Here is a 13,899-nt window from a genome sequence, read left to right on the forward strand (position 1 = left end):
GAGAAGATGCAAGGGTGATGCAAGGGTGATGCAAGGGTTTTAAGAGATTCTAGCAGATTTAAGTGCATTTGGGAAGCTCTCAATCAAGCTAAAAGCCCTTTCCTGTAAGGTTTTTACCATTATTCAGCAAACCCTAATTATAACCAGCTACTTAGCTCTAGCAGTTATCTTAATGGTGAGGTACGAAGTTGATGCCAGCAAGGGAATCTTTAAGAAATTACCCAAAATCCCTGAGCATAGATATTGACGGCGCTAGACTGCCAACGTATAGATAAATACCGTTTCTGGAAGCCCATGACTGTGAGCTACGAAAAAATTACCCCACCGACAACAGGCTCGAAAATTACTTTTTCTGAGGGAAAACCTCTAGTTCCCGACGATCCCATCATTCCCTTCATTCGTGGTGACGGTACGGGAGTCGATATCTGGCCCGCAACCGCAAAAGTTATCGATGCGGCGATCGCTACAGCCTACGGTGGTCAAAGGAAAATCCATTGGTTTAAAGTCTATGCTGGCGATGAAGCTTGCGAAATCTACGGGACCTATCAATATCTGCCCCAAGATACATTGACAGCGATTAAAGAATATGGTATGGCCATCAAGGGTCCCTTGACCACTCCCATCGGTGGCGGCATTCGTTCCCTGAATGTGGCTTTGCGGCAAATTTTTGACCTCTATGCCTGTGTTCGTCCCTGTCGTTACTATGCGGGAACCCCTTCCCCCCATAAAACCCCAGAAAAACTCGATGTCATCGTCTATCGGGAAAATACCGAGGATATCTATCTGGGCATCGAATGGAAACAAGGCACGGAAATCGCCGATAAACTGATTAATTATCTCAACACCGAACTAATTCCCGCCACTCCCGAACACGGTAAAAAACAAATTCCCCTCGACGCGGGTATCGGGATCAAACCAATTAGTAAGACGGGTTCCCAAAGATTAGTCCGCCGGGCGATCGAACGAGCGCTGACTTTACCGAAACCGAAAAATCAAGTTACTCTCGTCCACAAGGGTAACATTATGAAATATACAGAAGGGGCGTTCCGGGATTGGGGTTATGAATTAGCTAAAAGTGAATTCCGGGATGTGTGCGTTACCGAGATGGAATCATGGATCCTGAGCAATAAGGAGAAAAACCCCGATCTGAGCATCGAAGATAACGCCCGCATGGTGGAACCGGGTTATGATGCCCTCACGGACGAGAAAAAAGCTAAAATCTGTCAAGAAGTTACCAGTGTTCTCGATGCTATCTGGGAAACCCACGGCAATGGGCAGTGGCAAGATAAAATTATGGTCAACGATCGCATTGCCGATAGTATCTTCCAACAGATCCAAACCCGTCCCGATGAATACTCGATCCTCGCTACCATGAACCTGAATGGCGATTATCTTTCCGATGCAGCAGCTGCGATCGTGGGTGGTTTAGGGATGGGACCTGGGGCGAATATTGGCGATACTTGCGCTATTTTTGAGGCAACCCACGGCACGGCCCCTAAACACGCTGGTTTAGACCGAATTAACCCCGGTTCGGTGATTCTTTCCGGGGTGATGATGTTGGAATACATGGGATGGCAAGAAGCAGCCGATTTGATTAAAAAAGGCATCGCAGCAGCGATCGCTAATCGACAAGTTACCTACGATTTAGCGCGTCTGATGGAACCTCCCGTTAATCCTCCCCTGAAATGTTCCGAATTTGCCGACGCGATTATCTCCCATTTTGGCGATTAATTTTCCGGTTAGGGTAGCCTGAAAACTGCCCTATTTTTCGGAAAATCCCCAAGATTACCCCTGCCTCCGTTAATGCAGGCGTTTTAAGCGTTCTTGGAGAATTTGGGCTTGTTTTTCGGCCTCTGCTAAAGCTTGCTTCGTTTTTTGGATTAAAGCTTCTGGAGCTTTTTCGACAAAGCTAGGTTTACTCAGGCGATCGCTCAAACTCTTGATTTCCCCTTCTACCTTAGCTAAATTTTTCGCTAATTTCCCAGCCAATACCGATATATCAACCAATCCGGACAGGGGGATGAGGATTTCTACCGTAGCGACAACACCGGCGATCGCTTGATTGACTTCCTCGGTTATTTTGTCCGTCAAAATTAAGTTTTCGATCTTGGCCAAGTCTTTTAAGTACACTTGTCCGCGTTGCAAAATAGCTAATTCTTGGCTGTTTTCTGTCTGTAAAATTGCCGTGATCGTTGCTCCCGGTTTAATCCCCGCTTCGGCCCGCAAATTACGCAACACCCGAATACTTTCTATTAATAACTCAAAAGTATTTTCTAAGTCTAGATCGATCAGAGAACTATCGGCTATTGGATAGGTTTCTAAAGCCAAAACTTGCTGATTTTCTTGGGTTAAATGATGCCAAATTTCCTCGGTAATATGGGGCATAAAGGGATGTAATAATTTTAATGTCCCTGCCAAGATAAAAGCCAAAGTTTGCCGGGCTGTAGCGCAGGAAACCGATTCTTTATCCTTCCATAAACGAGTTTTCACTAACTCGATATACCAATCACAGAAATCGCGCCAGATAAATTCGTATAGACCTTTAGCCGCTTCCCCCATGCCATAATTTTCTAGATAATCTCTAGTTTTTTGCACTGTTTGATGATAACGAGATAAAATCCAGCGATCAGCTAATTCTAAATTTTTTAAAACTGGTTCTCCCAATTCTTCTGGGGTTTTTCCCTCCAGATTCATCATGACAAAACGGGAAGCATTCCAAATTTTATTGGCAAAATTTCGGGCAGCTTCTACGGATTCCGATTCATCGGTTTTACGGTTGTATTGCAGACTGATATCCTGTCCTGCTCCTGCCACTTCTCGGATTAAGGTATATCGTAAAGCATCGGTTCCATATTTATCAATTAAAATTAGGGGATCGATGCCGTTATTGGCAGATTTAGACATCTTTTTGCCGTTTTCATCCCTAACTAAACCGTGAATATAGACATCTTTAAAGGGCATTTGTCCCGTAAAATAGCCCGCCATCATCGTCATTCTGGCCACCCAGAAAAAGATAATATCAAAACCGGTGACGAGGGTTGTGGTGGGATAATAGGTGTCTAGATCAAGGGTTTTTTCTGGCCATCCCATAGTTGAAAATGGCCACAATCCCGAGGAAAACCAAGTATCTAAAACATCGGGGTCTTGTTGAATAATTATATCCTCTCCATACTCCTGTTTGGCCTTGGCTAAAGCGGAGGTTTCATCTGGGGCAACGACGAAGGGAGTATGGTTAGTAATTTCGTTGTTAGTTTCACTGATAATATACCAAGCGGGAATTTGATGACCCCACCACAGTTGTCGAGAAATACACCAATCTTTTAGTTTAACTAACCAATCACGATAAACTTTTGTCCATCTTTCTGGCACAAAACGGGGCGAGTTTTCCTGATCTAAACAGGTTAAAGCTTTTGTGGCTAAAGGTTCAATTTTAACGAACCATTGGGTAGATAAAAGGGGTTCCACGGGAACTTTACCTCGATCGCTATAGGGGACGCTATGGCGATAGGCTTCAATCTTAACTAAAAAGCCGTCTTCATCGAGTTTTTTAACGACATTTTTGCGGGCAACAAAACGATCTTGACCTGCGAATATTCCGGCATTTTCGTTTAAACTGCCGTCTAAATTCATGATATTAATAAAGGCTAAATTATGGCGTTTACCCATCTCAAAATCTTTAGGATCGTGGGCCGGCGTAACTTTGACGCAACCGGTACCGAATTCAGTATCCACCAATTCATCGGCAATAATGGGGATTTCTCGCCCCATTATCGGTAAAGTGAGGGTTTTGCCGATTAAATGGCGATAACGGGGGTCTTGCGGGTTGACAGCTACACCAGTATCACCGAGCATGGTTTCGGGCCTTGTGGTGGCTACTTGAAGATAACCGCTACCATCGCTGAGAGGATAGCGAAAATACCAGAGATTTCCCTCAATTTCCTTGTTTTCTACCTCTAAATCGGAAACGGCCGACCGGGATTCGGGACACCAGTTAACTAAGTATTGACCGCGATAGATTAATCCGTCCTCATAAAGTTTGATAAAAGCAGTACGGACAGCATGGGAAAGTCCCTCATCCATGGTGAAACGTTCCCGCGTCCAATCCACGGATACCCCCAAGCGTCGCAGTTGATTAACAATGGTACTACCAGACTCCTCTTTCCATTGCCAAGCGCGTTCGAGGAATTTTTCCCTTCCTAGTTGATAACGGTCGGTTTTTTCAGCTTTTAATTGGCGATCGAGTATGGCTTGTACTGCAATACTAGCGTGATCTGTGCCGGGCAGCCAGAGGGTATTTTTGCCGGTCATGCGCTTGTAGCGAACAAGTGTATCAATCAAGGCACTCTCGAAGGCGTGACCCATGTGGAGACTACCGGTAACATTGGGAGGAGGGATAACTATACAGTAGGTTTCGCCGCCTTTTTCGGGGTTTGCTCTAAATATTTCTTGATTTTCCCAATATTGCTGCCATTTCGTTTCTGTGATCTTAGGATCGTATTGCTTCGATAGTTCCGAGGTCATGGCCAATTCAAGTCTGGATTTAATCACTGTCTTATCTAGTCTCATAGAATACCTTATTCGGGGTACGATAGTCAAGACATTTTCGAGGACGATTGTTAATCAAATTTACGGCTCTTTCTATTTCCTCTGGCTTAAGGATTTTCAAATTCGTTTCCTTGGGAAAAAATTGTCTTAATAGTCCATTAGTAGGCTCGTTTAATCCCCTCGCACAAGAATGATAAGGAGTAGCAAAATAAAAATCTGCTCCCAATTTCTGCCTCAACTCTTGATGTCCACAAAATTCATTGACCTTGTCACAAGTAAAGCTTTTTCTTGGTTCAGGGGGAATCTCTTGGAAAAGTTTTTCGGTGACAAGGGTTGATTTCCTTGAAGGCATTCATTCCATATATTCCTTTGAGTGGTTTTCTATGAGATACTTGGCATAGTGCAGAAGTTCGTGCTTTAGAGAATCTGGCATTGTCGAAAGTGTTTGTAAGATTTCTGTATCAATATTGATAATTTCTCTGATTAAACGTCAAGGGATTGGTGGATAATTCCATTGTTTTTAGGACAAAAGTAGGTGCTATCAATATTATAGCCTTGTCGGCACAAACATCAAGCGCAAATTGAAGCATTCTAAACCCCACACCCCAGACCCTGCAACCACGAAAAACTTTTTCAGCCAACCCTAATTAAGAGAAGTTATTCATAATAAGTCCACATCTGTAAACTTTGCTGCCTAGGTTTTAAGCGGTCGATAGAACTGACCAATATCTTTAACCAAAAAGTAAATTATGCAAGATTTCTAAACGCTCTTCATCTTCACCAACAATAGCACCATAATAATTTTTTTTATTCTCTAACCAGAGTAATTCAAACTCGATCGCCTTGGGCAAAGCTAAACTAAAATTATCCAAAGCTTGGGGACAATCAAAGATAACTTTGCGCGTCTCGAAGCGGTCAAAATGTCCTTGGCAGAACATTTTGAAAAACGGTAAAGAATGCAGTGACACCGCACCCCCAATGGCAACAGTCAAACCGGCAGCCTTAGCTTTTTTTGCCAAAGGTAAAGCCAGATCTAAAACTTGCTCGCTATTGACATCCCGGCGAGTTAATCCCAAAGAACAGGCTAAATCCATCCGTCCGATGACGATACCATGGAGAGATTTGATCTCTGGAATCGCCAACATTTCCTGAAAATTCTCACAGGCTGTAATCGTTTCGATATTAACTAATAACTCCACATCTTCCACCCCTTGATCAGCTAAAACCCTCCTAGCTGCCCGCAGATATTTTTGTAAAGCGTAGGCTGTTTCTACCATGGGAGCAATCAAGCGATCGACTCCTAAATTAACCGCATCAAAGATATCTCTGATCGCTTCGCAACCGGCGATTTTCAGATTAAAATCTACCCCCGCTTTCAGACTAATTTCTTTCAACCGCATCGCTTCCGTCAGTCGGGTTCCTTCCGTCTCGAATTCCGCTTTTACCCCTGAAACATGGTGATCTTCCCTGAGTTCTCTTAACAGTTGCACCATTTTTTTTTCTAAGGAATTCATGATTTTAATCGTTGAAAATCGGTAACTGCTAGATGAGCCTTGTTGATTATAGCCGATCCGCGAAAAGCCGATAGCTGAGGACTAAGTAGGTAGGTGTTAAAAATTGTCAGATGCCCTCTTATTCAGGAGGGATTAAGGGGGTGCCGATCCCCCCTTATCAAGGGGGGCAGGGGGGATCGAACCCAAAATCTATCTTCAATTTAATTAAAACCAGCTACTTAGGAGACCATAAAAATACTCTAAACAAAGGGACAAGAGCGACAAAATACCGGCATAATGAACAAGGCCGTCTGATTTTTTTCTGGCCACATCCTTTCTATACTACATTCGTAATATAAGTAATTCTCTAGTTAGACTATGCGAACTCACTACTGTGGCGACCTTAGCGCGATCGAAATTGAAAAAAGTGTCACCCTCTTCGGTTGGGTCGATCGCCGTCGCGATCACGGTGGCGTTATTTTTATTGATCTACGGGATCGCAGTGGTATTGTCCAGATCGTCAGTGATCCCCAACGAACCCCCGCTTCCTACCCCATCGCTGAAACCGTCAGAAACGAGTATGTCATCAAGGTGACGGGAACAGTCAGTCAAAGGCCTCCCGAATCCCTTAACCCGCGCATTGCCACCGGAGAAATCGAAATTTACGCCACTAGCATCGAGATTCTCAACGGGGTGACTAAACAATTGCCTTTTGTCGTCTCCAGTTCCGAAAGTGAATCAGTCCGGGAAGATGTGCGCTTGCGATACCGTTATCTAGACCTACGCCGGGAGCGTATGAGTCATAATTTACAACTACGTCACCAAGTTGTCAAGGAAATGCGCCGTTTTCTCGAAGATGAACAGCATTTTATCGAAGTGGAAACACCAATTTTAACTCGATCGACTCCCGAAGGAGCGCGGGATTATCTGGTTCCTTCCCGTGTCAACCCTGGCCAATGGTACGCTTTACCCCAATCACCGCAACTATTTAAGCAATTATTAATGGTGTCGGGAATGGATCGCTACTATCAAATCGCTCGCTGTTTCCGCGATGAAGATCTGCGTGCCGATCGTCAACCAGAATTTACTCAGTTGGATATGGAGATGAGTTTTCTCTCCTTAAGCGAGATTTTAGCCCTCAATGAGGCTTTAATCGCTCATATCTTCAAAAAAGTCAAAAATATCGATATAAGCCTGCCCCTGCCCCGTTTAACATATTCTGAGGCTATGGATCGCTATGGGGTCGATCGCCCTGATACCCGTTTTGGCTTGGAATTGGTCAATGTGGCGGAGATTTTTGCCGATTCGGGATTTAAGGTGTTTTCAGGTGCGATCGCTAGTGGTGGGACGGTGAAAGTTTTACCGATTCCCAACGGTAACGAGGCGATTTCTAACGTCAGAATCAAACCGGGTGGGGATTTATTCAAAGAAGCCACCGATGCGGGTGCGAAGGGAATTGCCTACATCCGCGTGCGCGAAGACTACGATTTTGATACCATTGGTGCGATTAAAGATAACCTGACAGAGGCACAAAAACAGGCTTTAATCGAGAAGACTGGCGCAAAACCGGGGCATCTGCTCTTATTTGGGGCAGGAGATACCGATACAGTCAATAAATCCCTATCCCGCCTACGCTTAGTTTTAGGGGAACAATTGGGATTAATTGATCCGGAGAAAATCAACCTCCTCTGGGTGACGGATTTCCCGATGTTTGAATACAACGCCGAGGAAAAACGCCTAGAAGCATTGCATCACCCTTTTACTGCCCCTAATCCCGAAGATTTAGACGATCTAGCCCACGCTCGCGCCCTAGCCTACGATATGATTTTTAATGGTATTGAAATCGGTGGCGGCAGTTTGCGGATCTATCAACGGGAAGTACAGGAAAAAGTCTTCGCTACCATCGGTCTATCCCCAGAGGAAGCCTATAATAAGTTCGGCTTTTTGTTAGAAGCTTTTGAATACGGAACCCCTCCCCACGGTGGCATCGCCTACGGTTTAGATCGCTTGGTGATGTTGTTAGCGGGGGAAGAATCAATTCGCGATGTGATTGCTTTCCCGAAAACCCAGCAAGCTAGTTGTTTACTCACTTCTGCACCTTCAACAGTGGCAGCGAAGCAATTAAAAGAATTATCCGTTGCTTCTACCTACAAACCGCCATCCTAAGATTAGGGTGGGCATTGCCCACCTAATTTTTAAAAGTCTGTTGACACCATGCTCTTAAATTCTTTTCTGCTACAGAGTCCTCCCAGCACCGCACACCACCCGAAAACCGAGGTTGATGCTGTTGTTGTCGCGGCGGTTGTAGGTGCTGCGGTAAGCAGAACGGCAGTAATCTGGATAGTCGTACCAAGAACCGCCCCGCAGAAGAGAACGATTATCATCCCCATTTTCTGTCCAGACACTGCCATCCCTCGGCGCACCGTCATAATTATCGTGCCAGGTATCGGCGCACCACTCCCAGACATTGCCGTGCATATCATACAGTCCGAAGGCATTGGGGGGAAATTGTCCCACGGGAGTCGTTTGTTGTCGATATTCTCCCTTCGCTTCTTCTGCGTAGGTATTACTGGCATCGTAGTTGGCCAATTCCCCCGTAATGGTTTCCCCAAAGTAGAATGGGGTGGTGGTTCCAGCACGACAAGCGTATTCCCATTCCGCTTCACTCGGTAGTCGATACTCCCGTTTTGTTTCCCTTGATAGTCGTTTACAAAATTCCGTTGCTTGATACCAGTTGACACTTTCTACGGGTAGCTCATCCCCTTTGAACTTAGAAGGGTTTGTCTCTAGGTCGATGTCTATTTTAGCGGTTGCGGCGATAGCTTGCCACTGAGCTTGGGTGATGGGGTATTTACCCATAAAGAAGGGTGGGACAGTTACTTCATGTTGTGGTCTTTCCCTTCTAAATCCTTCCCAATTAAATTTTTTAACCAGTTTTTCGATTTCCTCATCTTCCGTTCCCATCAGGAATGTTCCCCCCGGTATGGCAACCATTTCTAGGGTGATGCCGTTGCCCAAATCTTCGCTGAAATATTGGGACTGTTTCGACTCTTTGTTAATTTGCTCACCCTTAGCATTTACTCGCACGATCTCAAAGTTAAATACTGATAACGGTGGAGTGACGATTACGGGTTTTTTTGGCTCTTCCGGTTCAAGCTTGAATTGATAGGTAATTGCTCTTTCTAGTTGCTCAAATCCGTCTTCTTCCCAATAATCAAGCCAGTGGAGGTCTCGCAGGTTCAAGCCATACTCCTCCTGTCGCAGGTCGGGGATATCGCATTCATCCAATCTCAGCGGAATGAGGTAGATTGAATTGGGCGGTCTGTCAGCATATTGATTGAGGGCCATTTTAAATTCCCGCTGCACGAATCCTTGTTTAGCAATCGAGCGTTGGGAGAGACAAGCGATGAACAGTTGACTATCTGCGATCGCCTTGGGGATGACTGAACGCCAGTTTTGGCCCGGAATCAGGTCTTTTTTATCCAACCAAGGTTTATATCCCGCTTGCTTGAGGCGCTCATGCAGTGCCAAAACTGCTGGTTTGTCCTCACTAGCGTGAGCTAGGAAAATTTGAATCTCTGACTTTTTCATAACTTTTTCTTATGACCACAAGTAGGGGAGAGCCAGATTAACTGGCAGAAAATCTCTAAATAAACCATTTAATTAATTATTACTCATTCTTAATTCTCCTGTCTCCTAACGACCGGCTCCTAACCCCACCAACAAACTTTTTCAGCAAACCCTAGTTAATTATTTTTAGCTAGTTGACTAACAACCCATGCTCTTAAATTCTTTTCTGCTTTAACTTCATCCTCTTTAGCAGTGGCTAAAAATTCATAGAGTTTAGTTTTCGGAACTAGGGGAAAAGTGGGACTAAATTCTTCTTCCTGATAAACCCCCTTTTCTAACCGATAAATGCGCCAGATTTCTCCATTAAAACGCCATAATTCCGGCACTCCCAAACGGGCATAAAGTTCTAATTTATTAATATCCGTGTGGGTTATATCCACTTCCACCACTAAATCTGGGGGCGGATCTTCAGTTAAATTAATCCTTTTTCCTAGCACTTTGGCTTGATTTTGAATATAGTAGGCATTGTCAGGTTCTGCTCCTCGTTCTAAATCTTCCCTAGCTAGAGTTGTAGAACCCATACTTTTAATTTTTAAACCCAATTCTACCACCAAAATCCGAATAAATAATCCGATTAATTCTCGGTAAAACTCGTGTTCTTCTAGGGTCATAGTAATCTCTAAAGTACCACGATCATAAAATAAATGGGCGCGATTATTTTCCCCTACGGCCTGTAAAATTTGCTGATAGGATAACCAACTGAGATGATTAAAAACTACCCGTTTTTCGCCCCTAATTTGCTCAGTATTTAACTCCAGAGGAACTGTCACCATAATTACCTCAACTCTCAGCTAGTTGACTGACAACCCATGCTCTTAAATTCTTTTCTGCTTTAACTTCATCCTCTTGAGCAGTGGCTAAAAATTCATAGAGTTTAGTTTTGGGAACTAGGGGAAAAGTCGGACTAAATTCTTCTTCCTGATAAACCCCCTTTTCTAACCGATAAATGCGCCAGATTTCTCCATTAAAACGCCATAATTCCGGCACTCCCAAACGGGCATAAAGTGCTAATTTATTAATATCCGTGTGGGTTATATCCACTTCCACCACTAAATCTGGGGGCGGATCTTCAGTTAAATTAATTCTTTTTCCTAGCACTTTAGCTTGATTTTGAATATAGTAAGCATTGTCAGGTTCTGCCCCTCGTTCTAAATCTTCCCTAGCTAGAGTTGTGGAACCCAGACTTTTAATTTTTAAACCCAATTCGGACACCAAAAAATAGATAAAACGTCCGATTAATTCTCGATAAAACTCGTGTTCTTCTAGGGGCATAGTAATCTCTAAAGTGCCACGATCATAAAATAAATGGGCGCGATTATTTTCCCCTAGGGCTTGTAAAATTTGCCGATAGGATAACCAACTGAGATGATTAAAAACTACCCGTTTTTCGCCCCTAATTTGCTCAGTATTTAACTCCAGAGGAACTGTCACCATAACTGCCCCGAAAAGCGAAATTTATGCCCAAAAAAGGGGGTTGATTCACCCCCTGACCATCTTAATTAAACCAGTGCTGGAACCTGGGGCCAACGCCCGATCGTCTTACCGATGACCGCTAACTCCCGCGTTAACTGGTCGAACCTGTCGGGGGTCAAGGATTGCGGCCCATCGGATAGGGCCTTGGCCGGGTTAGGATGCACCTCGATCATCAAGGAATCGGCCCCAGCTGCCAGGGAAGCCATGGCCATGGTCGGTACATATTCCCATTTACCCGTACCGTGGCTAGGATCGATCATGATCGGCAGGTGAGTTAAAGTTCTTAAAACGGGAATACAGGATAAATCTAGGGTATTGCGAGTATATTTACTGTCAAAGGTGCGGATACCGCGTTCGCAGAGAATAACATTGCTATTTCCTGCCGCGAGGATATATTCTGCCGCCATCAACCAATCTTCAATAGTGGCCGCCATGCCGCGCTTGAGTAGGACTGGTTTCGGTTGCGCCCCAACTTTTTTCAGGAGGGAAAAATTCTGCATATTGCGGGCCCCCACCTGCACCACGTCGGCTATTTCGACAATCTTATCGAGATCCGCCGCGTCCATTACTTCCGTAATAATACCCAAACCACTGGCATCTCTAGCCGCCGCTAGTAATTCCAAAGCGCTTTCCCCGTGACCTTGGAAAGCGTATGGAGAAGTGCGGGGTTTGTAGGCACCACCCCGGAGGAATTGCGCTCCGGCTGCCGCCACTCGTTTGGCAGTTTCCACGATCATCGCCTCATTTTCCACCGAACAGGGGCCGGCGACAATGCTAACGGTATGATTTCTGCCGATGGGGATAACACCGTTAGGAGTGGGGACTAAAACCTCGCTGTATTCCCCGTGACGGTATTCTAAAGAGGCACGTTTGAAGGGTTGTTCGACTCGCAGGACGGTTTCGATCCAAGGGCTTAGTTCTTGGATTTGTAGGGGGTCTAATTCCCTGGTTTCTCCGACTAAACCGATGACAACTTTATGCTTACCGACGATTTTTTCAGGACTTAATCCCCATGCCTCGAATTCGGCACTGACGCGCTCGATTTCAATTTCCGGGGAACCAACTTTCATGACAATAATCATGGCATTAACCCTTTATTTTTTCCTTTAATCTCTATTGTTGACGATTTCTAGCGGTTGTCTATTTTTCTTCCACTTCTTTTTTGCCGGACCGCCAAGCAGCGATCGTTCTGCCAAAATTAGCTTGAAATTCTTGCCATCCTAGCCAATCCCCCACCCGATCCTCATCCCAAGAAGCGGAGAAGATGCCATAACTCAGACCGATAAAACCTAGACCAAATAGGCTTAAACTGACGAGCATGGCGACGTAGGAAGGGATTTCGAGAAGATCGTGGCTAATAATCCAGTAGAAGCCAAAAAAGGAAGTTATCCCCAGTGCCGTCGGCAGGCCACAAAATACCGCCATGCGTTTGGCCATCCGTTGACTGACCACTTGGGGAATTGCCTTTAAGCTGGTTTCCTCGGAGCGATTTTTTATCGGCGGTGGTACGGGACTAGGGGCAATTTTCGGGGTTTTTCGCTTATTTTGGCGCGGCTCAAAGGGAAGACGCTCTTTTTTCTCCGTCGATTTCGATTCAGGGGCCATGGTAGGGATGCAAAGGGGGTAAGCTTAACGGCGAATTCCGAGACGACCGATCAGGGTTTGATAACGTTGTTGATCTTTCTTCTGGATATAGGTTAACAGTCCCCGACGACGACCGATCATCTGGAGTAATCCCCGACGGGAAGCGTGGTCTTTCGGGTTAGCTTTCAGGTGTTCGGTCAGTTGGTTGATTCTCTCGGTTAAGAAAGCTACTTGTAACTCCGATGATCCTGTATCGGTTTCGTGGGCCTGGTATTGGCTGATTAGTTCTTGTTTTTTGGTCTGGGTTAAGGCCATAGGACTCGTGATCTCTGCTTAAATACTGCAATCTATTATAGTATCACGTTTCTGGTCGATCCGTAAACATTGTTCGGGAGTCAGGAGATTATTCTTATTTATTCTCCCCGCTCCCCACTTGCCACTTGCCACTCCCCACTTCATAATTCATAATTTATAATTCCCAATTCCCCATTGCCGCGAATCATGGCAAAATCTTAGACATAGCGTCTAACTTACCCTAAAGATTCCATGCTGTTAAAATCTACGACCCGTCATATTCGCATTTATACGGCTGAAGTAAAAAATAATCAATTAATCGAGAGTAACAATGTCTTGACTCTTGATGTGGATCCCGATAATGAATTTAATTGGGAAGAAGTGGCTCTCAATAAGGTTTATAGTAAGTTTGATGAATTGGTAGAATCCTACAATGGGGAAGAATTGAGCGAATATAATCTCCGTCGCATCGGTTCAGATCTAGAACATTTTATCCGTTCTCTCCTGCAAAAAGGCGAAATTAGCTATAATCTCAACGCCAGAGTGCAGAACTATAGTATGGGTTTACCGAAATTAGGGTGAACGATTCCGCGTCAGTCCCCACCCGGAGACCTAGGGGGGTGGGGAAGTTCCACCGCGGCAATGAGGAGTTTCACTCCTTGGGGTGAGCGAAGAATTGCCTGTTACTCTTTTGGTTTTGGTAGTCGCTTAATGTATTCGCGTAAAATTTGAGCCGTACTAATAGTTACTAATTCTGTACGCAAATATTGCATCTAGAATTAGCTTTGTACGCTTTGACCCGTACTGGGTTAACTACGAACCTCTCTATCGGATTCCCGCTAAAGGCGGCCTCTCCGACTACCTTTCTTCCAATATTTAA

12 protein-coding genes and 1 pseudogene are annotated in these 13,899 nt (G+C 44.8%); 3 read left to right on the forward strand and 10 right to left on the reverse strand.

All coding sequences use genetic code 11. The features are described 5' to 3' along the window. Nucleotides 1-294: 294 nt before the first annotated feature. Nucleotides 295-1,731, forward strand: coding sequence for an NADP-dependent isocitrate dehydrogenase (locus tag IM450_RS15455; RefSeq protein ID WP_287664743.1), 1,437 nt, complete (start codon nt 295-297; stop codon nt 1,729-1,731). Between the two features lie 69 nt (nt 1,732-1,800). Here IM450_RS15455 and IM450_RS15460 read toward each other — a convergent pair whose 3' ends face one another. From IM450_RS15460 to IM450_RS15475, 4 genes and pseudogenes are all read right to left on the reverse strand, one after another. Then, nucleotides 1,801-4,521: a valine--tRNA ligase gene (locus IM450_RS15460; protein ID WP_287664756.1), complete on the reverse strand. Its 2,721-nt coding sequence runs from the start codon at nt 4,519-4,521 to the stop codon at nt 1,801-1,803. A gap of 31 nt (nt 4,522-4,552) precedes the next feature. Continuing rightward, nucleotides 4,553-4,873 (reverse strand): annotated as a pseudogene (locus IM450_RS15465) (IS30 family transposase); the annotation flags it as partial. 24 nt (nt 4,874-4,897) lie between these two features. Next, nucleotides 4,898-5,029: a DUF2281 domain-containing protein gene (locus IM450_RS15470; RefSeq protein ID WP_308417776.1), complete on the reverse strand. Its 132-nt coding sequence runs from the start codon at nt 5,027-5,029 to the stop codon at nt 4,898-4,900. 247 nt (nt 5,030-5,276) lie between these two features. After that, a complete protein-coding gene (locus tag IM450_RS15475) occupies nt 5,277-6,059 on the reverse strand; it encodes an aldolase/citrate lyase family protein (protein ID WP_287664745.1) in 783 nt (260 codons plus the stop codon). 357 nt (nt 6,060-6,416) lie between these two features. Between IM450_RS15475 and aspS the strand changes: the two genes are divergently transcribed. Next, the gene (gene aspS, locus IM450_RS15480; protein WP_106908149.1) at nt 6,417-8,204 is read left to right on the forward strand and encodes an aspartate--tRNA ligase; all 1,788 of its coding nucleotides are present in this window, start codon (nt 6,417-6,419) and stop codon (nt 8,202-8,204) included. Between the two features lie 69 nt (nt 8,205-8,273). Here aspS and IM450_RS15485 read toward each other — a convergent pair whose 3' ends face one another. The 6 genes from IM450_RS15485 to rpsO form a co-directional block, all read right to left on the reverse strand. Further along, nucleotides 8,274-9,629: an SUMF1/EgtB/PvdO family nonheme iron enzyme gene (locus IM450_RS15485; RefSeq protein WP_287664748.1), complete on the reverse strand. Its 1,356-nt coding sequence runs from the start codon at nt 9,627-9,629 to the stop codon at nt 8,274-8,276. A gap of 155 nt (nt 9,630-9,784) precedes the next feature. After that, nucleotides 9,785-10,441 (reverse strand): Uma2 family endonuclease, encoded by a 657-nt coding sequence (locus IM450_RS15490; protein WP_287664750.1) that lies wholly within the window; start codon nt 10,439-10,441, stop codon nt 9,785-9,787. A 7-nt stretch (nt 10,442-10,448) separates the two neighbouring features. Beyond that, nucleotides 10,449-11,102 (reverse strand): Uma2 family endonuclease, encoded by a 654-nt coding sequence (locus IM450_RS15495; protein WP_287664752.1) that lies wholly within the window; start codon nt 11,100-11,102, stop codon nt 10,449-10,451. 65 nt (nt 11,103-11,167) lie between these two features. Continuing rightward, nucleotides 11,168-12,223, reverse strand: coding sequence for a 3-deoxy-7-phosphoheptulonate synthase (aroF, locus tag IM450_RS15500; protein WP_002739223.1), 1,056 nt, complete (start codon nt 12,221-12,223; stop codon nt 11,168-11,170). Nucleotides 12,224-12,281: 58 nt separating this feature from the next. Beyond that, nucleotides 12,282-12,746, reverse strand: coding sequence for a PAM68 family protein (locus IM450_RS15505; protein WP_002804136.1), 465 nt, complete (start codon nt 12,744-12,746; stop codon nt 12,282-12,284). A 24-nt stretch (nt 12,747-12,770) separates the two neighbouring features. Further along, entirely contained in the window at nt 12,771-13,040 is a 270-nt protein-coding gene (rpsO, locus tag IM450_RS15510; protein WP_002738807.1) for a 30S ribosomal protein S15, read from the reverse strand. A gap of 231 nt (nt 13,041-13,271) precedes the next feature. On the opposite strand from rpsO, the gene IM450_RS15515 reads away from it, so the two are divergent. Continuing rightward, complete coding sequence (locus IM450_RS15515; protein ID WP_002738864.1) at nt 13,272-13,601, forward strand: NAD(P)H-quinone oxidoreductase subunit M; 330 nt, start codon at nt 13,272-13,274, stop codon at nt 13,599-13,601. Nucleotides 13,602-13,899: the final 298 nt, after the last annotated feature.

Source organism: Microcystis sp. M083S1 (genome assembly GCF_020246405.1).
GTDB classification, from domain to species: Bacteria; Cyanobacteriota; Cyanobacteriia; order Cyanobacteriales; family Microcystaceae; genus Microcystis; species Microcystis aeruginosa_C.